Consider the following 22,552-nt stretch of genomic DNA (forward strand, 5'->3'; position numbering starts at 1 on the left):
TCCACAATATAATTCTCAAATGAATAAGCCCACACCTAAAATCTATCGTACAACCAATTGGTCTTCTTATAACAGTGCATTAATAAATCGAGGAAATCTCTCAATTTGGTTTGATCCCAAGACTCAATGGTACGCTCAACCCAAAGGTAAACATGGTCGAAATCAAACTTATTCAGATACAGCCATCCAATGCTGTTTAATGATCAAATCCTTATTTCATCTTTCTTTACGCATGGTCACTGGCTTTGTGCAAAGTCTCATTCATCTTTGTAGATTAGATTGGACAGCACCAGACTATTCCACCATCTGCAGAAGACAAAAGCATATTGATATTGCAATTAACTATCAAAAAAGCAGTAATGGCCTCCAGCTACTCGTCGATTCTACTGGCTTAAAGTTTCTAGGCGAAGGTGAATGGAAGCGTAAGAAACACCAACCTGAATATCGTCGCCAATGGCGTAAACTTCATATTGGTATAGATGCTGAAACCCTTCAAATACGCGCTATTCAACTCACTACAAATAATGTGAGTGATTCACAAGTGCTTGGTGATTTACTCGATCAGATTCCACAAGATGAGCAGATTGACTCTGTCTATACTGATGGGGCTTATGACACCAAGCAATGCCGTCAAGTAATTGCAGACCGACAAGCACATGCGGTGATTCCGCCAAGAAAAAATGCGAAACCTTGGAAAGATACAAAGACCAGCTCGCTAGAGCGAAATGAATTACTTCGAACAGTTAAACGTTTAGGAAGAACAATATGGAAAAATTGGTCAGGCTATCATCGCAGAAGTCTGATAGAAACCAAGATGCATTGCATCAAATTATTAGGCGATAAACTCCGTGCGAGAAACTTTCAAAGCCAAGTCAATGAGATTCATGCACGTGTGGCCGTATTAAATAAATTTACAGATTTAGGTCGACCTCACACCCAAGTTGCCACTTAAATTTAGATAACTTGGAAGAAGTTTAGCTTTTGAATGTTTGTGCAACAAAGCCTCCCAGCCCCAACTCGGTGTCTGTAAATTTAAATTTCGTGTTTCTTCTTACAAGCTTGACTTTAAATCCACCATTTAAAAAAATAAATAATAAAGTTTGTAAAGTGAGAATTAATGTGTAGTATTTGAAGCAGGTCCCAAACCGTTAAAGTGAAATACGTTTTGCTTCAACATATATCAGATCATCTATTTGATGATCATTGCCGAAAGCTAAGTTTTTCATTGGAATTTTCGGCAAAGCAAAAACTTAAGACAAACCTACTGAACTTAAATAAATTATTCGGAGGGCCATCAAGCCTAACAAACAAAACACAAAAACCTAAATTCTTTAGAAGAATTTTTAAAACTTAGATTTATTTATACACGAATTTTAATTGTGAAAATTTTTGCATCTTTTTTTGGGTGCCGAACTAATACATTTAAAAATTAAACAACTGTTTTAATTGGAAACTTTACGAATATGAAGATTACATATACAGAAACTGGAATTTACGAACACGAACGAATAGCATTAGACAAGATTAAAAAGGTTTTCGATAGTGGTTTTAAAACAAAGGATTGGAGGGCTTATGCTGGATTTCAGTTTATGCACAATGCTGGCCGAAACAAAGGAGTGCGTGAATTAGATAAATACGAATTTGATTTGCTGATTATTACCCATGCAAACATTTTAGTCATTGAATTGAAAGACTGGAATGGCAAGAAGATTACCAAAAGTGCTGGTAAATGGTATTTAGACAACAAGGAATTGGATACATGTCCGGTTGAAAAAAATATTAAAAAAATGCATCTTATCACCAATAAACTCAAAGACAAAGTTAAGGAAAAGCGCGAGAAAGGTATTACATTCCACTATCAAAGTGTTTCTCACTTTGTTGTGATGTGTGGTAAAGCGGACTACTCGACTTTACCGCCTGAAGACCTTGCACATATTCTATCTTTAGATGAGTTTTTAAAACTCGCTGATCAATCTAATTTTAATTGGATGTTCCGTCAGCATCTTGAGCGAGATGGTCGTATTTATGACATTAAAAAAGAATACCACGGTATTTTGGATGAAATTTTTGCCAATGATCAAATTCAGCCACGCTCGATCATCTTAAACAATCATGAACGTGGAGATGTTCTTCTTCCACATCCAAATAAAATTTATACCGAGTATAAGGCACAATCTACCAATATTATTGGTGAAAAATCCTTGATGCGCTGTTGGGATTTCAATGCGTTATCTGGTTCAAACTCAAAAATGAATCAGCGACAGCATCGATTTGATTTTATTTGTAATGAGCGTCAAATTTATCAGCGTATCAAGAGTGAAAAGCCGGATCTGTACCTAATTTGTTTACACCCAATTACGAATCCAACTCTCGATGATATGACATCGAAATATAATGAATTGTATGAAATCCCTGAAACCGCCTTTCGGACAAATGAATTCATTCGTTCTTATGCTTCAAAATTGAGTAAATCAGAGAAATACGATCTATTCCAAATTATGATCAGTAAATTTAATGATTTGCATGCAATGGGCATTGTACACGGCGATATTGGTGAGCATAGCATCTGGCTTTCATACAAAATGGAGGTAACGCTATCAAACTTCACATCAGCGAGTGATCAATTACGACCATCGCGAATTGGCGAGGAATTGGTAGATATTTTACCTATTTATAATACAGCTTCTCAACGACCCGCCCTGGAATTAACTGCACCTCAGCAAGATGTGTATTGGCTTGGCCTTCTTATTTTTCATATCATGAAGAACCAACGTCTAAGCGGGAAATCTTTAAAAGATTTTAACCCGAATCTACTGGATCAAAATGATTGGTTCGATCGAGTTATAAGTCGGGCGCTCACTGGGGGATATGAAAATGCGATTGAATTTTTCAGTGATTACTTGTTAGAAAAACCAGATGTCGAAGTTAGCTATAAGCTAGACGATGCTGTTTTAGACCCATTTTTAACTCAGGTAAATATCTACGATAGCTATCCCATGGCTGGAGCACCAATCCAAGCCAATGCAGAGTTTATGACATATGCATCTGGTAATAATTTAGTGAAATTTTGGGGAGGGAAAGTTGTTACATCAATGACAACTTACCAAAAGGGTTGTTACAAGCGATTCTTTGAGGAATTGAAAGACATCAAATCACTCAAGCCAACTTATCTACCTGAAATTATAGATTTTGGTCTATCAACTATTACTGCCTCAGCGTATCTTGTTACAGCTACATTGAGTTTTGATACTTGGCAAAATACGGTAGCTGATCTAACTGATGAGGAAAAAGAAGGCCTTGTAGTTAATCTATTACAGGCAATTAAAAATCTACATGGGCACGAGTATTATCATGGGCATTTGAGTGATCAAAATATATTGGTAGATCGCGCAAATTTACAAGTTGTGTTTACCGACAGCTATCACCCAGTGCCGGTTCAAGGGGACTCTTCAAGCCCTTACTATGCAGCCGATATTGAAGATCCAACAGCAATGCAATGTGATAATTATGCTGCATTGAAATTGATTGCTGGGTTATATGATATTAACTTAAATACTGAGTTGGATTCCTCACAAGATCAAAAATTAGCATGGTTATCTCAGGCATTCAGTACTGAATTAAGCGAAGACGTTGGTGTTCGTTATATTGACAACACTCGCTTTATGGAAGCTTTTGAATGTAAAGATGACAATGTTAAGAAAGGTCCACAGATTTCAATTTATTCTAATAAAGTTGATACAGCTTTCACTATTTATCCTGAAAATGGGAAGCTTTATATTCAACTTGAGTCTGCTAAAGAGGGAGATATACGCGTCACTTTTAGTGGGATTAATGGAACAGCCAAAGGATTCTATAAGCCCCATGAACAGCAATTAAGCTTTCTTGACACTCTACTAAAACAAGATTTATGGTGGCGAGCTAGTAAAGAAGCAAGCTGCAGTGTTGATGCAACGATTCATGTAAATCCTGTTTCTGGTCGAAACACGCGGGATAATATTATTGAATTGAGTGATTTTCTTCAGCAAGATCAAGGTTTTTTAGATGCCTTAGAGTTATTTAACTACGCTAAACAAGTTCAGAGATTAGATGAACTTGCGGCTACGCAGGCTCAACTTCATGGTTTAGAACCTGTTGATGATAATGATATTGTTAAGGTTGAATCGTTATTAGGTGCTATTCCAACTCAGAATGTCGCTCAATCAGGGATTAGCCCGCTATACGATATATCAACCAAAGATCTTTGGAAAAAGGTCATGGTGGCGGAACGTCATGCTCATCCATCAATTACCTTAAGTGGCCCTTTAAAGAAAGTTGAGAATAAGCATCATTTCAATTCAAAGAGTGTTGTTGCTTTTTATGATTCGGATGAGGATGTATCCGCTAAGTTTAGTAGCACTGATAAGATTGATGTCATGTGTACGAGGGAAACAGGTAGAGGGGGCGATTACACCTTTTGTATTGGTACGATGAATATTGCACAATCAAGAGTTGGGGAATTGTGGATTGACTTTTTTAATGATAAAAATTCAGTGCCTGTTGGATCAACCCTATTTTTACAAAGTAAAGCTGATAAATCGTCTAACCGAAAACGAGCAGATGCATTAAAAAACATTCTTGGAAATGATGCTCGGATACAGAATCTGATTGATTATTTTGAACCAGCTCTAAACATTGAGGCCGATGATTATGGGGTTGAAGTCACCGATGAGCAATTTGATAAATATAATGTCTACGACAATGACAGTGGTAAGTTAATTAAAAGCTTAAATCCATTACAGAGAGTAGCATTTCGTCAAATTCTCAATCATGGCCCAATTTCTATGCTTAAAGGGCCACCAGGAACTGGTAAAACAGAATTCATTTCAACGTTTGCACACTTTCTTTATGAAGTACTCAATGTTGGAAATATACTTATTGTCAGCCAATCGCATGAAGCTGTGAATGAAAGTGTGGAGCGAATTCGCAAACAGTTTTTAAATCGGGAAACTGAAATAAGTATTGCTCGAATTAGCAACAAAGAAAGTGCTGTGTCAGATGGCCTAAAAGATGTTTACACGGGTTCGATTATCACGGCGAAAAAAGAGCTTTTTAAGTCGAACATGAAACAAAAAATCGTTTCATTTGCTGAAGTTTTAGATTTAGATGCGGATTATTTGAGGGATTTATACATGCTCCGCCTTGAGCTAAATAATCTTAAAGTTGCATACGGTTCGATTGATCAAGATGATTTAGAGCAAAAAATTAGCTTTTCATCAGATGAATATCAAAACGCTTTTGAAAAGGCTATGGAGAGATTTAAAGTTCAATTTAGCCACGATCCAAATCTGCTCAATCAGCTTCAAAAATGTATTGATGATAAAGAGTCAACTGCTTTGAATCGGTTGAACAATATTGAAGTAATGACCTTTGATGCTTTAAATCAATACCATGGTATATCGAGTGCAGAAGGACGCAGTGCACAAGCATTAATCAATATTGCTTTTGATTATGAACCTCTTATTGATAGTCCAAGTGCAAATTATGAAAGTTTTTTAGTTAAAACCAGACAATTAATTTGTGGTACTTGTGTTGGGGTTGGACAGCAAAGTATCGGTATTGCAAATCAAGTATTTGATTGGGTAATTATTGATGAAGCAGCGCGTTCTATTTCATCAGAACTGGCGATTGCAATGCAATCTGGAAAAAGAATTTTATTGGTCGGTGACCAAAATCAGCTTCCTCCACTGTATTCAACTGAGCTTAAGAAAGCTTTGGCTGTTCAACTCGGAATTAAAAAAGATGACCTCGATCATGTATTGCAAAGTGATTTTGGTCGTATTTTTGATTCACATTATGGTCAGCAAGCGAGTGCGGAAATCTTAACCCAATATCGAATGAGCCCAAGTATTGGTAATTTGGTATCAGATTGCTTCTATAAAGGTAAGCTTGAACTTGGTGTAGTTGATTCAAGATTTAAAACTGTTGAGGAACTTGAGAAAGTTGAATTAAAGCGGATTGTTCCTGATATTTATTACTCTGAAATTGCAACTGAGTTGAATTCAACAGTTACTTGGGTTGATACCGGTAATGCTGAGCACTTCAATCCAGAGAAAGGGAGCAGTATCTATAATCCACACGAAATTGATCAAATCATCGATTTTCTTCAACGTATAGATAAAGACAAACCTTTATTACAGCGATTAATGCCTAAACCTGGTTCGGTACAAGAGCCGGTAATTGGAGTGATTTGCACCTACGCTGAACAAAAAAACCGTTTGAGAAAGGCTTTCGCATTAAGTGATATTTCGAATGAGCTAAGATCACTGGTTCGTATCGATACAGTAGACAGTTATCAGGGTAAAGAAAATCGGATCATTATTCTTTCTGTAACGCGAAATGATCCTACCAAATTTCCCGCATTTCTAAAATTGGATAATCGCGTGAACGTAGCGCTTTCTCGTGCAATGGATCGACTGGTTATTTTTGGTGCATCTGAAATGTGGCAAGGTATAAACAGTGAGATGCCATTGGGTCGTGTACTGACATATATTCAAGCTCGTGAAGAAGATGAATCGGAATATCAATTCTTCAATAAGCGTGCAAGAAATAAAAAGGTGCAATCCAAAAATCAAAATCGAAACAAACCGCGTCGAAATACTAAATGGGTAGGAGTGTAATTCATGAATGAGTCATTGATCAGTTATCATGATGTTGATGTAACGTTACCTTCTCAAATTTTCAATGTGGCTTTCAGTTATACAACGAAAGAAACTTTGGATTTTATTGACACCATGGTATTGCGCTTGTTAATTATTGCTCCACTGAGTGCTTTAAGAATTGCAAAATTCCTAGATCTTTCAAATTATGAAACAGAAGTGCTTTTGACAAGTTTGCTTCACAGGCAACAAATCCAGCAACTCGAAGATGGTAATTTTTCACTTACAAGCAAGCTTCAAAAAGCATTTACTGACGTATGTGCCATTCCTTATGTAAGCAAAATTGAAGAGAGCATGCAAAAATTAAGTTTTGAAATGCTTGATTTTAACCCGAGTGCTACAAATCAAAACACGAATGATAATGGTGCCAACTCGATTAAATTAGTGGCTTCCCAAGAAAATTTATCCAGTGGTGAGGCTTTAGTTTATAAGGAGTTTCAAAAGAATTTTCGAACCTACTGTAGACAGGGTTTGATTAAATTGAACTTAGAGGCGACTGAAGAAGAAAAGAATGTTCAATTGTACAAGCTGACCCAAGTAGAAAAGCTACGAGATCATTCACGTCGGATTACACTTAATTTAACACTTGATGGAAATTCATTGCCAAAAGAGGTTAATGAGTTTAGCCATTTAGAAAATAGTGTTGTCCTAGACTCAAAACTTTATGACACCCTTAAAGAATTGAGAAAAGAAGAAAACATAGAAGTAATTCTTGATCTTCTTAGTGAATTGGATGGTAATGATGAATTGGGTCTTCACACTGTTTTTAGCGATAATAAATTAAATTTAGATCATTTATTGCGCTTAAAGAATGAATCAAGTGATTACTTTATTGGGCCTATTTACTCTGAAGAGAATGCTGATTTATTTTTCGAAAAAATATTGAGTTCTTCCGATCAAAAAGGTGAACAGAATCCATTATATTGGTTGGCACCATCTGATAATTTTTGGGGTAAGTCTGATCGGTTTGGTGATTTAATTGATCGTTTGTCTACCAACGCTGCGACAAAAAGCTTCAAATGCTTTTTACCGGCGGCATATCGAGACGATAGACATTCAATCATTAGCTATAAGCAAATTATCTCTACGCAGGCGGGTGAAAACAACTTCTATTTGGTGAATGAGAGCCATCTAAAGTATCAAGGGGGGGTGGAGATTATAGTTAAGAAGGATTCGTTCTGCGTATTGATTATTCATGCCAGAGATCCTCGAAAAAGCTTTTTGACGACTGTACCAATTGGTGTATTCATTTCTGACAAGACGCTTATTAAGTCTTTTTACAATATTTTTAAAGAAATTGAATCAGATGAAGAAAATTTCTATGGTTTATTGAATAAGAGAAAATAGGTTAAATTTACAACCGCGTATTAAAAAAGTAGCCAGTCATCTTTTTTGACTGGCTACTTTTTGATCCTAGCCAAAATATTGGACAAGTAATCCCTCTGGATCGCCAATTAGTCTGCGATGCATTGGACTATGCACTTGCACGTCAATACTATCCAACGAATGTCATGGTTCACTCCCTTGCGAAGCAATGCTTCTCAGGATCGCAATATTGTAGTCGTGATTTTAGGGCATTATTAATGATGAATAACTGCATTCAAAGTATGTCACGCAGGGGGAGTTGTTGGGATAATGGGGTTACTGAAAGCTTCTTTCATACATTAATTAAAAGGGCATGTTGTACATGACAGTGTATTTTCTACAAGAAAAGAAGCTAATTCGGTCTTGTTTGAATATATTGAAGTTTACTACAATCGACTCAGAAGGCATTCTGCAAATGATTGGTTAAGCCCTGAGGCTTTTAAACAGGAGTATTTTAAGAATTTAGAGGGAAATGCTGTCCATAATAGTGCCTAGGATCAAACTTTTTCTGAATTAATGGTCGGTAATTCTATAAACTATAATGTCCTAATAGATAATTGCCATCAGTTTACTGCTGGATGTCTTATTCGAGACTTAGAGAATAGAAATAACTTTTTAATATTTTTAAAAAATGAAGCGCAGAAACGCTTAGGTGCGAATAACTGGCAGGTATGGGATAAAAATCATTGGTAATACTTCACCAGGCAACCTTCGGGTGGTTTTTCGTTTAGTTTTTAGGCTTGTGTACAAAAAAAAATTCTTAATAAAAACAATGTAAAATGGTATGCTGTTTCTGGGGATGGCTTGTTATAAAAGCATAATAAAATACAGATAGTTGCAAGTAGTATTTAAAATTCGAGTGTTTAATGATGTGTAGTTTAAATTTTAGCCCTAGACAGTATTTAGCGCAGATATTAAAAACAAGGGGATTAACATCTGCTGATGCACGTGTACTTTACCAATATCAATTGTCTTTTGCTGAATTTAAAGAAATGGAAAACTTTCTTAAAAAAAGTTTTCCATTCCAAAATATAAATCGTATAGGCGATGAATGGGCTAAGTTATTTACATTGTATGCTGCTGAATGGTTTAGACGTGAATATACTGCAAAATGGACATGGGATCCGATTTTAACAGCATTAAATATCGTCGATTTACCTGTAAATACCAGAAATGAAGTTGTAATTAAAGGACTGAGGTTTTGGAAACGCCCGATTATTAAATATAGTAAAGCCAATAACTACTTAGGTTCGATTTTTAAAGAGGGTGGATTCCCCTCACGCTTGTTAAAAGAGGATGGCAATCGCTATATTGCAATTTTCCAAAAGGTGACCTCTTTATATTTAGACAATAAATATCATATTGATGAATTAAGAAATGAAATTCAACAAGAGTTAAAAACGTTGCCACAAGCATTTGAGCATGATGAAACACTATCTTTAGTTTTTGATATTGTGGAGTTGATTATTGAGAAAGTGGAGAGTTGTCAGTTATCAGCACAGCATGATCCCATTGCAATTTTAGATCAGCAATCTAAGTATTGGCGTAATGAATTTCCATTGCCGATTGATGAAAGCCAAACGATCGTCGATGATTTTTTAAGAAATTTATTCAGGTCGACATCAGAAGAGATATCCAAGCATCACCAATTACGCCAAGCATTAAAAACGAGTCATCAATTATCGGATGACTTCAAATCTTTATCTACTACAGTTTATTTGCCAGCAGAACTTTCATTTACTCTTAAGGAAGATGTTGAGTTAATGCGAACACGTGGGAATCTAGTTATTAGGGAAGGTTTGAATCAGAAGAGCCAATTTTTATGTGTTGCTTATCTCTCATTAACAGAGAATAAAATTAATGCAGAAATTAACCGAGGGTTTTCAAAGAATATTCGTCGTCAAGCCTATAACGAGGCATTATATTTGTGCTTAGAGGTAGATGGTGTATTTATTGATTTTATTCAATTAGAAGATAGTGCAATCGATTTTGAAACTATACCTGTAGGCTTTGAAATAAAAGAACAACCAAAATATATTGCACAGGGTGCTTTAAAAACTAAAGCGACTGAAATCTTGATTAGCCTACCTGTTGGTGCAAGGTTTATAGATACAGATTTGGTAGAAGCCCCGCAGTTTGTCGCTCAGTTTTTATCATTTAAGTTGTATAAAATTAGTGGTCAAAGACAGATTCTGACACAAGATGGTGACCAAATTCTCATCAAGTGTGGTCATTCTGATGCTGAATATGAGCAGTTATTATTTAGAACGAGCAATCTCAGCACATTAGAAACTTCTCCTAGTTTAGCATTTAAAGGTAAGCCAACATTAAAAACCTATGGTACACATGCTTTGTACTGTGGCAAGGAGCAGATTGAAAGTATCCCTTTGCATCGGTTACTTGGGCAACTGATGCTAACTTTAAAAAATAGACAAGGTGAAAGTCTATTCAAAAAGAAAGTAGTTATTTTACCAAAATATTTTGAAGTGAATGTAAGAGCAGGTGCTGTACTTAATCAAGCTATACTTGATATTAAATCAGATGCTGAAATTCAGATTGAAGTCTTGAATCCTCATTCAAGCTTAGTCTATGAAAAGACTGGAATATCGTATAAGTGCCAAGTGGAATGTGCAGTTGTACCTTTAGCATTAAACTTAAAAATAACCTTTAAATTTGGTGGGGAGTGTATTGTTACTGTTCCGTTCCCTGCAAGAGGCTTTAAACTGATTAATGAGCAGAAAGAAGTAACATCAAAAGATTTAGTAATTCACGACTTATTGAATACCGAACTGCAAGTGTACTCTTATGACCGCGCGGCTAAGTTAAATTTTGATATTGTATTAAAAACAAAAAAAAATCAGGGGCATGATGTACCTTTTTATCGTAAGAAAATAAAGGTTAAACAAGGCATTTCTTCTATTAATTTATATGAGCTAGTCGAAGATGTGAAAGGCGTTTTGGCCTTAGATGATGATTTAGATAGTTTTGTTGAATGCACCATTAGCTATCATCACAGCGAAAAAAAATGGAACATCCGGCATTATGCACACCAACTTAATTGGGGTAAAAATATTAAGGCTTATTATAATGACAAAGCTTCTTTATCCTTTAAGCCACAGGTGATGTCAATAGTGCAACCACAAGTTGCACCTCTCGATTTAATTGAAAAAAATGAATGGATAGGTAAGGTTTTTCAAGCTCCAGAATTAGATATGAGTCTTACTCCTTATTTATTAATACCTGCAAAAGATTCTACATTATTTAGAGCCAAGCTTATTCCAGAATTTGATTATCCTGAAGATAGTGAAATTGATGCATTAACCGAGGCAATACGTACTTTTGGTCAGAATAAACAATCGATTAAGCAGTTTATACGGACTTTGAATTATGACAATAATGAGGTGTTTTGGGACCATGTGAAAACCTTATTACATGATTATGACCATTTGCCTTTAAATACTTTTGAAGTCTTAAAGGGTCTAGCGACAAATTATGATCAATTGGCTATGGCAATATTTAAACTTGATTTGTCTCTCGATATTTTACGACGTTTTGAAACCGAATTATCTGTGTTGTGGTATTTAATCCCTGTTTCATCATGGCAGCATGCAACCAATCAATTGATTCAGTATTGGCAGAAAATACTTATTGATGATGGAGCTTTCGGTCGAGGAAAGGCAGGAAACATCTTAAAACGATTGAAGAATTTGACTCCTTTATTGGCTGAATCTTTCCATCCATTTTATTTAAACAATCAACGTTCATTTGGACCAGGATACAATTTTCAGCTTTTAAATGATTGTATATTTGAGGGCAAATTTTGGGGTGGTGTAGAAAACTCTGAGTATCAACGTATGTTGCAACGAAATCATAGTGCGACTGAAGAGCAAGAGTGGCCAACCGCGCTTTCGCAGAATAAATGGATTTATTTTGATTGTATGCAGAGGCTCCCTTTTAGTAGTCAATTGGCAAGTCAATGGAATAAAGATGTGGTCTATTTACCATTTTGTTTAGCTTATATGAACGTTAAGCATCAATCTCAATTCCATTTGAGTGCCTATGAGATATTGCAACTTAAACAGACCGTTGCATTTGATGAGCAGTGGTTTAATCAAATTTTTAGTTCTGTTGTTAAGTATTTAATTTTAGAAGCGAAGTAAAGCAATGTATCAGTATTTTAGTTCTTTAACGCAAGAAAGTATTCAAAAAAATAAAGAAGCAACTTTGAGTGTATTAGGTATTTCACATCCTGAATTACGTGATGTTTTAGGACAACAAATGTCTCAATTTGTGGGGGAAGATCAATCATTTTTATCTTCGCCAGTGATTGAACAAATGTTCGCATGGGAAAAAGGTCAACCCACATTAGATGCTTTGGGTGGTGAATTACTTCATAAGAAAGTAATCGATGCTTTAGATCACTCAGAAAATGGCGCATATCGTTTTAATCGTAATTATCAGCCTTATGTACATCAATTACAAAGCTGGAATGCCTTATTAAAAGACAAGAAATCGATAGTGGTTACTTCAGGAACGGGTTCAGGTAAAACTGAATGTTTTATGGTGCCTATTCTAAATGATTTATACGAAGAATTTATTCAAGCAGGGCAATCCTTAACAGGTGTGCATGCCTTATTTTTATATCCACTCAATGCACTGATTAACTCGCAACAAGAGCGATTAGATGCTTGGACTCGCCATTTTTCACAACCTAATGCCGTTCGGTATTGTTTGTATAATGGCAATACACCAGAGCATAAATCACAGGAAACAGGAAAACAAAAATTACATCCTAACCAAGTGCTCACACGTGAAGAACTGAGATTAAATCCGTCTCCTATTTTGGTGACTAATGGCACCATGTTGGAATATATGATGGTGCGTCAAATTGATGCACCTATTTTGCAAAAATCTCAAGGAAAATTGCGTTGGATTGTATTAGATGAAGCCCATAGTTATATAGGCTCACAAGCTGCAGAACTTGCGATGCAGTTACGTCGGGTTCTGCATGCTTTTGGTGTGGAAGCAAAAGACGTTCGTTTTGTAGCGACCTCTGCAACAATTGCTGGTGCAGATGCAGAAGAAAAGCTTAAACAATTTTTATCTGAAATTTCAGGTCAAAGTACAGAAAATATTTTGGTGATTGGTGGACAGCGCGAAGTCCCTGTATTACCTACGGTTGAGAATGAACATCTATCTTTTGATGAATTAGCCACAATTGATGCAGGTCAAGAAATTTCTTTTGATCGTTATCAAAAATTAGCAGGTCACACTATTGCTTGTCTTTTGAGAGAAAGTATTTGTTCACAACGTGCTTTAACTTTGGATGCTTTAGCTGAAATTACTCAAGAAAACAGTTTTGAGCTTTCTAAAGATGAAATCTTACAATGGTTAGATTTACTCACATTTACCAAGCCTGCTGACAAAAAACAAGCTTTTCTGAAGATTCGCGTTAATTATTATCAGCGTGTAACTCATGGTTTATGGAGCTGCATAAATTTCAAATGCAATCAAAAATCTGAAACATTAAAAAATTGGAGTTTTGGCCAAGTATATGCAACACATCAAGAAAATTGCGCTTGTGGGTCACCTGTATTGGAGCTAACTTTCTGTAAAAGTTGTAAGGAACCACATTTACTAGGCCTATTGGGTAAGGATGACAAGCTTAAACAATGGGCTGTTGAAATTGAAGATGAATTTGCATTACTTCTTGATAATGAAACAGAAGAACAAGAGGAAGTTGAATATAAAAATACGATCAAGAATCGTTTAGTTGTATTTTCTGTCAATGAAAATAAAGACAAAAACTATCGTCGAGATCAACTGAATTTGGAAAACTTGAAACTAGGTGAAATTTCTAAAAATACTTTGACTGTACATTATTTTGAACTAGGTAATGGCGGTGATCCAGTTTTATGTAGTCAGGCTGAATGTAGTGCAAAGGGCTCAAAATATGATTTACCCTTCAAGCGTGCAATCTTAGGCGCCCCTTACTACATAACACAGACTGTGCCGCATCTTTTGCAGTATTGTCCAGATATTGATCAAGATGATATTGATGAAGCAAGTAAAAATTTTAATGATCCAGAATACATTGAAGGTGAATTCAAAGATTTAAAAAATTGTACACATTTAGATATGCCAGCGAAGGGTAAGCGTTTAATTACCTTTACGGATAGTCGCCAAGGGACGGCACGCTTATCAGTCAAGATGCAACAAGAGGCAGAACGATCACGCTTACGTGGTGCAGTGGTTAACATACTGATAGAACATACTAATAAAGCAACTCAACACCAAACTGTAAATCCTGCTGAGGCAACACTCCGTCAGTTATTAAGTCAAGCGGAAGAAAATGGAAATACTGCTTTAATTAATGTTTTTAAAGAAGAATTGTCCAAATTAAGTAGCAGTAATCAACAATTTGAAATTCCTGAAATGAGTTGGGAAGAACTATGCAAGCTAATCGCAAAAGACTTTGATTTTAGGACTGGTATTTTACTTGCCAATCGTCATATTGCAGGTGAAATTTTTGATGATGCAGGGTCGCTTAAACTTGCACAAATGTTATTAACACGAGAGTTTTCACGTCGCCCTAAAAATGCCAATAGCTTAGAAACTTTGGGATTAGTAAAAGTTGGTTATCAAAAGTTAAAGAGTTTAAATGATCTGCCTAACTATTGGACAGACCAAAAATTAAGTACCAAAGACTGGCAAGACTTCATTAAAGTTATTCTAGATTATTATATTCGTGAAAATACAGTGATTGAACTTGCTGAGGATTGGAAACAGTGGTTAGGAGGTCCAGTTTTACCTAAACATGTTGTCGGTCCTGAATTGAGGGAACAATATAAGAAAAGAGAAGATGGGTCAAAAAACAATAGTGTATTGGCATGGCCACTCGCCTCAGTATCTAAAAAGCATCGTTTGGTGAAGCTTTTAGTATTAGGGGCAAAATTAGATTTGAGTTTGATTCAACATCGCAATATGGCTGATGATTGGTTGAAAAAAGCATGGCAAGTTTTAAAAGCTGAATTTTTAGTTGAAGATGGTAATTCAAAATATCATCTTAGAAAGGAAAAATTGACTTTTAGTTTAGTTGATCGAGTGTTTTTATGCCCAATCACACATCGTTTAATAGATACCACCTTCAAAGGATTTACACCTTATTTACCGATAAGTTTGCCACAAGATATTGATAAATATAAAACCCAAGAAATGGATTTTCCAAAGCTATGGAACTTTGATGTTGAAGATCTAACTGAACTTCATCAAGATTCAGCAGTGCAAAAGCTAAGATCACTAAATTTATGGACAGACTTGTCGGATAGCGCAGTATCGGGAGGATTCTTCTATCGTACAGCGGAGCACTCTGCACAGCAGTCGGCAAATTTACTGAAGCAATATGAAACCTACTTTAAGGCAGGTAAAGTTAACGTCTTAAACTGCTCGACGACCATGGAAATGGGGGTTGATATTGGAGGGATATCAACAGTGGTAATGAATAATGTACCACCGCATCCAGCCAATTATTTACAACGTACAGGACGAGCAGGTCGTGGTAGTCAATCACGTGCTATTTCTTATACAATTTGTAAAAATAATCCACATGATCAACAAGTGTTTAAGCAACCATTATGGGCTTATACCACAGCCATTCAGGCACCTCATGTCAGCTTTAATTCACAACGTTTGATTCAGCGCCATATCAATGCACAGTTACTAGCTACCTTTTTAATTAAAGAAGTTGGAGATACTAATATTGATAGACCTAGCTTAGACCTGAAATGGTTTTACATTAAGCAAGATGGTCAATCTGATTCGATTTGTGACACTTTTGAAAAGTGGTTAGTGGGTAAAGCAATACAAGATTATCAACATGTATTGGAATTTTTGAAAAGAGGCACAGCATTAAAAGATATTGATAATGCAGCAATCATTGATGCCTGTGTGACAAAAATTCGTGAGCTCAAAACAGAATGGCTGGAAGAATATGTCATTATTGAAAGGGAGTATCAACAAGAGCTAGTGACGAATCCTAATAGTAGCTATCTCTATCGTTTAACATGTGAAAAATATCGTTTAACACAAGCATATTTATTGTCTGAGTTGGCGATGCGTAATTTTTTACCAAGCTACGGTTTTCCAACAGATGTGATTACTTTCGATAATACCAATAAGCTCGAGAAAGATCGCTGGGATAAGCTTTCAAAAAGCCGAAAAAAGATGGATTTGGAAAGTCGTATTGATCGCGAAGATAATTTATCGCGAATAAAAGGCTTACCAAGTCGAAATATTGCAATTGCCATTCGTGAATATGCACCAGGTGCCGAAGTAATCGTTGATGGTCGAGTCTATACGTCCAAAGGAATATCACTTGCATGGCAAAATATTCATAATGAACATGATAAGAAACCACAAAAATTTGATCATGCTTGGATGTGCCACCATTGTGGTCAGACAGGTTTAACATCTGGTGTTTTATTGAATGAAGAGCAGTTGATCTGTACGAATACCGAATGTGGCGAAACTATTAAAGATGATAAAAAGATATTGCGTCCGAACGGGTTTAGTGTCGATTTTTATGATAAACCCAATAATGATGTCACTACGCAAAAATACATACCTGTTCAAAAACCTTGGGTAGGTCTTTCAGAAATTGCTGAAAGTTGGCCATTGCCACATGCTAATTTAGGATATTTTAATGTAGACCCAAATGGACATGTATTTCAATATAGTTCAGGATTGAACGGCACAGGATTTGCCATTTGTATGCAGTGTGGTCGTGCCGACTCAATGGAAGAAAGTTATGACGGGGAAGTGAAGTTTCCAAGTACTTTAACTCCAGATCGTCCACATAAGTCTCTTAAGGCTCAAAAAGATGGTGATAAATTTAAGCGCCCTGATTGTGGTGGTTCAAGTGTCGTAAAATCTAATATTCATTTAGGTTGTCAAATTAAAACAGATGTATTAGAGATTGTTTTAAAACATCCGACTCGTAATGAATATATTTTAAACTCTGAAGAAGGTCGAGTAATTGCCACAACATTGGTCGTAGCTTTACGTCAGGCAATAGCGAGTGAATCGGGAATCGCAACAGATGAACTCGGCTACGCAATTAAAGTGAAAAAAATTGATGATCAATCAGTTTTAATTTTACAAATTTATGATGATCTAAGTGGCGGTGCTGGTTTTTCAACAACGGCAGCCAATTTTATTGCTGAAGTTTTAAGATCGTTGATAGAGAAACTCAATTGTGTAGATGAAAAAAATTGTGTGTCAGCATGTGGAAAGTGTTTGCTTGATAGTCAAACAAGACATGATAGTGAATACTTAGATCGAACTTTAGCTTTAACTTGGTTAGGTAATGATTTTTCAACTTATTTAGTATCTCCAATTCCTGAAACAGAATTTATTGCTGGAACTCCATTTTCCATCATTGAGCAGTATGTAAACTATGGAGCAACACAGGTTACATTCAACTTAACGGGAAATAGTGAAGATTGGGATGTTTTATGTACTGCAATTAGAAAAAAACTATTTAAGTTGTTGAACAATAATATTAAGTTGGTGATTGTGGTTTCACCAACTTTAAATTTGAATGCACAAATACAGCAAGAAATGTTGGCTTTAGAAAAGATTGGACTTTCATTTGCAGTAACCAATCTCAATGCTGAATATTTATACGCTCAGATTGTAGGTCAGGATAAAATAACTACTTTATATAATCAATCACTGGAGGTGAGCTGTTTTAACGAATCCTGGTTGGAAAGTCAAAGCCAAAGTTATAAATCAATCTCCTATCAAGAATTGCAATTGCAAAAATTTAGTTTTGATTTTAAGGCTATTGAATCTTATGAAAATGAGTTTCATCAGTTAAAAATTGGTAAAGAATTTGATGATAGTCCTGTAGATGGATTCGCTCAAAAATTTTGGGCTAAAATTTTTCCAATGTCTAAGTTAAATCATCTCGTAAATGACGAAATTACAGAGATAGATTATTCAGATCGATACTTGCAATCTCCTGCAAATATTATTCTGATAACTGGTTTGTTTAAAGAGATAAAGAAATTATTGGGTATACGCCCTAGATTGACTATAACAACTTGTTTTAGGAATAAAACAATACAGGATGAAAAATTATATTCAGATTTTAGGCAACGTGCGATTTATGAGAATTTCTTTATAAATTATTTCGAAGATCAGTTGTCCCAGAAGCTGAATTTGAATCTACCAGAGACCAAAATAGATCATGCTAGATTTTTAATTTTCAAATTAAAATCTGGCAAAAAAATTGAAATTCGTTTAGATCAAGGGGTCGGGTTCTGGCAGATCAAATATACGAACTGGTTGGAAGCTAAAGAGCTAGGGAATTTCCCATTTAATGAAAGCTTTCAAAAGCAAGTCCTATGGCTACAACGGCAAGAGAAAAATATGTGTGTAAGAGCTGAAGGGTACTTTAAGACTGATGTATATATCACTAAATCTTGAAGTAACCATCATCAAGGGTAAGAATCAGATTTGAAAAAAGATGTTTGAAACTTGTAGTGTGTAACCACACAACCACACCTTCAGGAACCATATTCAATAGGAACCATATTCAATGTTGCGGATTTTTTCCGCATCATTTAACTTTTCCTTTAAATTTAAAACAGACTATTAGAGTCTGTTGACATTTAATAATGGTAACCAAATAAATATACGAGAACTAATGCTTTATTCAATCATCTTCTGCAAATATTGTTTTAATTTCATCCCAATGTGGAAGCACAAGCTTTTTCTTACGAACTTCGAATTGCAAGCCAACACCATCAATAACACTTTCGAAGATGTCAAATGACCCTGTGAATCGACCATTTTCAATCTCAGAAATTGTAGTTTTATTAACAGTAGTCTTTTCTGAAAGAGTCTTTTGTGTATAGCCTAGCGCTTTTCTTGCTAAACGTATCTCGATACCTATTTCTTTTCTAGAAGCCATAAAAGTATGTAGTTCCTAAAATTGTTAGCTATATAGCAAACATTTACCTGATTTTACCTAATGTTCGCCATATAGCCAACTTTTATACTCAAAATATTCAGAATACCTAAAGAGTTCCAGAACCTAGTTATAAGAATAAAGTACTACTACTTATAAAAGATGTTATAGATCTCTTTCATAATTTATCTGTATTTACCTGTTACTGAATTCTAAACTTTATATTAAGGATCTAAATTACTGACACTTTTGCACTAAGGGTAGTATGGTTAACTAATGACTCAATAGCTTTAATTTTAGAATTAAGCTCAAGATATTCTTTTTGTTTTAAAAACTTTATATCTTCAATCTTCGTTCCAAGAGAAGGATATAAATTTTTCAAGTCGTTTAATGCTTGGATTTCGCTAAATAATTCCTCTAATTCCACATGAAATTTCTCTTTTTCTTGAATTAAATTATCGATTATTGATGTTAATTCAACTAGTGAATAATCAACAATCGTCATGCGACACATAAGTTGCCATTTCTGCAATCTAATAATCAATAGCTTAAGGCTTTTAATGACAAAGAATGTCAGCAGTCAACGACACATAAGTTGTCATTTTTATATTCAATGTATTCAATCGCTTGAAGCAAATGTTTCAAAAATCAATTAAGCCCTCATATATTCTTCAAAACTACTTTTATCCATAAAGATTTTTTATTTAATTCACTATTTTTATAGGACATTGGGCTAAAATAGCTATTATGTTATTCGTCAGCCTAACCAAATTTAATCAAAATAAGGTTTTAGATATGAAAATTAACAGCTTAGAGGATGAAAGTGATATAGCTACTGCAGCAGCTAGAGAACTTTGTAAAAGTTTTATTGAGAATGCACGTACCAACACAGTACTTTATGTGGAGAATGATGCTATATGGAGCAAGGCTCCTAATAGCACTCCCGTCTTAATTAAAAAATTGTCTGGACGTAACCCTGAGCTGACCAAAAAAATTGATAGATCAGGCACTTATAAAATTAAAAAACGGGATATTAGTACATAAAACAAATAATTCATACTAAGCAGAGCTCTACAAGACTAACGTAATTTATAATTATATGAATTTAGAAAATGGTAAAACGACATGCTCTATGAAGAACTAGCAAAAATACAATTTTCAAAGCAATTATACATAAGTGGTATGAGAGCTTTAAATATCAATGACTATGAGTTTTTAACAGGTGATTGGCATGTAAGAGAGACATGGCATTCCGACTCCGAATTAAGTTCCTTTCATATCATGGGAAAAGGTAAAATTGCTTTATTCGATACAAATATATACTTAGGTGAAGAGGGGGTCTTTGAAGCTAGTGAAATCTTACAGACAATGGGAGTTCCAATTTTTTCACCGAAAGTCTATGCTGCCACACATGCTAGAGCAATTGCTGATAAAATTATTGCAGAAGCATTTTTGGCTATAGAACTAAATGGCAGTAAACTATTTAGATATATTTCATTACATGATTTTGATGACTATATGCCAGAAGATACCGATAAACTACGTGTCTATGAACTACTTGAGAAAGCCATAAAGCTTTTACCACAAGAAGAATCCAATCATGTAAAAGAATGGTTATATCAAGCAAAATGTAAATTTGAAAACTTAACTCTTGAACAAAAGAAAATTAGAAATGCATGGTTAATTGCGCAATCGAATGCTCGACAAGCATTTCCAGAAGAAGTAGTCAATGCTTGTAGAAAAAATTCTAATTCAAGATTAAGAAGAATACTAAATGGTGAAACAACTATTGAAGAAGAAGAGATAGATCTCTTAAATAAATGGTACGAATTAAATAGTAATAAAGAATAAATCTTAATCTTATATAATTTTAAAAAATTATAATTTGGTATGATTCACTATTGTAGGAATTTTTTCTTAATTTTTTACAGAATAAGTTAAGGTAGATCTTTATGAGACTCAAGGCATAAAACATTCTGGACGAATCTAATGCCATTATTTCTTGCTGAGATGATAAAAATGATTAATTGAATAGTAATGAATGAGATTGAAAGTATCCATTGGAATAGTGTTGCTTTAAAAGTGATACAAAGAATAATAAAGCCAATAAGTATAAAAATAGTTAATATGCTGCTATCTCTAAAAAATAGAAATTTTAAATGAGAGTCAATAATTTGTTCATCATTTTTATGCTTTTGATAAATTTTGTACCAGACATGATTTTGTTCAAACGGTAGTGTAGGAAGTACACCGAGTATTTTTTCTAAATTTTCCATATCAATACGTGGATCTTTTTTCGCATGTACAGTAAAAGCCCGATGCCCAGGGAGACTATATTTCAACTTCCCAAATATAATGTTATGTTTAATTTCTGCTGGTAAAATATTTAATAGCAATTTTACGATTAAAATACCCAAGATAAAGGATGATAATAATTTAAATAAAGAGTTATCCAACATACTTTTTGAAAGTAATAAACTCATAAATTTTTCTATATTCAATGCGGATAAAATAATATTTAAAATAAGAAAATCCATACATATGATTTTCCATATGTTACTTATGTTTTCTTTTTGAAGTTTTTCTGAGGTAGATAGTTCATTTGCCATAACTTATTGCCCAATCTCATCTTTTATTAAATGAGAGATATCTTCATAGTTTGATAAGGATATAAATTGATCATTTAACTTATTTAATTTCTCGTTATCCGTTATGAAATCCTTTAAGAGATTGTAACGTTTCAAAGTATAAAATAATAATGCTTTTCTACATTTTATCTCTATTTTCCCATCGATCATTCCATAGTCAAATTCAATGGCTTTACGATGTGTTTCAGATAAGTCAGATGAAGGCTTAAAAACCAGTGTGATGTATGTATGCCATGCTATATCTTGTTCGGAGGATACCACTGCTTCATCTAGAGTTTCTGCTGTAATAATTCTAGCTAAAACGAAATCACGAAAATCTTTACGTGTTCGACAAAATGCTCTTACATGCCAACGATGACCATCGAATACCATAGCATGTGGATTAAGTGTTCTTTCAGAAGCTACATCACTCGTCATTGAAAGATAGCTTACTCTGATAGCTTTTTTATTATTAATCGCATCAATAACCAAAGCTAAGGTATTTTCAGGCACTGTTCGCTCTAAAGATGGTAAGACATCACTTGGTGGTAACATGCCGATAAAGCTTTCATCACTTCTAATAATATTTTGATTTAAAGCCAGTAAATTACGTAAATAGTAGCGTGAACCTTTTTCGCTGAATAGAGGTTGGAATTCTTCAGACTTTAAATAAGCCTTTGTTTTTTTGTCATAAAATACATTATCTGGACGCCAATCTATATAACGAGCTAAGTCAAGAGAAGCTTGAGGAACAGATATTCCAAAAAAATCTACTAGATCACTACGATTGATTTTACCAGTCCATTGAAGCCTAAAATCTATAAACTCTAACCGTTTGTCTTGTGACCAATTTGACGTTTTGGATTTTTTATCGGTCATACATCACCTGAAAT

Annotated in this window: 11 protein-coding genes and 1 pseudogene; 8 read left to right on the plus strand and 4 right to left on the minus strand. The window is 34.7% G+C overall.

Features of this window, described 5'->3' with window-relative positions; genetic code table 11:
- The first annotated feature begins 19 nt into the window (after positions 1 to 19).
- From PTT44_RS06270 to PTT44_RS06295, 6 genes and pseudogenes are all read left to right on the plus strand, one after another.
- The gene (locus tag PTT44_RS06270) at positions 20 to 952 is read left to right on the plus strand and encodes an IS5-like element ISAha1 family transposase (protein ID WP_195728735.1); all 933 of its coding nucleotides are present in this window, start codon (positions 20 to 22) and stop codon (positions 950 to 952) included.
- A gap of 511 nt (positions 953 to 1,463) precedes the next feature.
- Entirely contained in the window at positions 1,464 to 6,656 is a 5,193-nt protein-coding gene (locus PTT44_RS06275) for an AAA domain-containing protein (protein ID WP_168159812.1), read from the plus strand.
- Positions 6,657 to 6,659: 3 nt separating this feature from the next.
- The gene (locus PTT44_RS06280; RefSeq protein ID WP_168159811.1) at positions 6,660 to 8,042 is read left to right on the plus strand and encodes a hypothetical protein; all 1,383 of its coding nucleotides are present in this window, start codon (positions 6,660 to 6,662) and stop codon (positions 8,040 to 8,042) included.
- A gap of 95 nt (positions 8,043 to 8,137) precedes the next feature.
- A pseudogene (locus PTT44_RS06285) lies at positions 8,138 to 8,555 on the plus strand (IS3 family transposase); the annotation flags it as partial.
- A 371-nt stretch (positions 8,556 to 8,926) separates the two neighbouring features.
- On the plus strand, positions 8,927 to 12,220 hold the full coding sequence (locus PTT44_RS06290; RefSeq protein WP_273795563.1) for an STY4851/ECs_5259 family protein: 3,294 nt from the start codon (positions 8,927 to 8,929) through the stop codon (positions 12,218 to 12,220).
- A gap of 4 nt (positions 12,221 to 12,224) precedes the next feature.
- Entirely contained in the window at positions 12,225 to 18,548 is a 6,324-nt protein-coding gene (locus tag PTT44_RS06295; RefSeq protein WP_273795564.1) for a DEAD/DEAH box helicase, read from the plus strand.
- 229 nt (positions 18,549 to 18,777) lie between these two features.
- Here the strand turns inward: PTT44_RS06295 and PTT44_RS06300 are convergent, their stop codons facing one another.
- Positions 18,778 to 19,035, minus strand: coding sequence for a helix-turn-helix domain-containing protein (locus PTT44_RS06300; RefSeq protein WP_168159809.1), 258 nt, complete (start codon positions 19,033 to 19,035; stop codon positions 18,778 to 18,780).
- 229 nt (positions 19,036 to 19,264) lie between these two features.
- Entirely contained in the window at positions 19,265 to 19,537 is a 273-nt protein-coding gene (locus tag PTT44_RS06305; RefSeq protein ID WP_273795565.1) for a hypothetical protein, read from the minus strand.
- A gap of 290 nt (positions 19,538 to 19,827) precedes the next feature.
- Here PTT44_RS06305 and PTT44_RS06310 point away from each other — a divergent pair, with 290 nt between their 5' ends.
- A complete protein-coding gene (locus PTT44_RS06310) occupies positions 19,828 to 20,076 on the plus strand; it encodes a hypothetical protein (RefSeq protein ID WP_168159807.1) in 249 nt (82 codons plus the stop codon).
- Between the two features lie 81 nt (positions 20,077 to 20,157).
- Positions 20,158 to 20,883: a hypothetical protein gene (locus tag PTT44_RS06315; protein WP_168159806.1), complete on the plus strand. Its 726-nt coding sequence runs from the start codon at positions 20,158 to 20,160 to the stop codon at positions 20,881 to 20,883.
- An 86-nt stretch (positions 20,884 to 20,969) separates the two neighbouring features.
- Here PTT44_RS06315 and PTT44_RS06320 read toward each other — a convergent pair whose 3' ends face one another.
- Positions 20,970 to 21,641: a hypothetical protein gene (locus PTT44_RS06320; protein ID WP_168159805.1), complete on the minus strand. Its 672-nt coding sequence runs from the start codon at positions 21,639 to 21,641 to the stop codon at positions 20,970 to 20,972.
- A gap of 3 nt (positions 21,642 to 21,644) precedes the next feature.
- On the minus strand, positions 21,645 to 22,538 hold the full coding sequence (locus PTT44_RS06325; RefSeq protein ID WP_168159804.1) for a helix-turn-helix transcriptional regulator: 894 nt from the start codon (positions 22,536 to 22,538) through the stop codon (positions 21,645 to 21,647).
- Positions 22,539 to 22,552: the final 14 nt, after the last annotated feature.

The organism is Acinetobacter sp. Gutcm_16 (genome assembly GCF_028649355.1).
Classification (GTDB): Bacteria; Pseudomonadota; Gammaproteobacteria; order Pseudomonadales; family Moraxellaceae; genus Acinetobacter; species Acinetobacter johnsonii.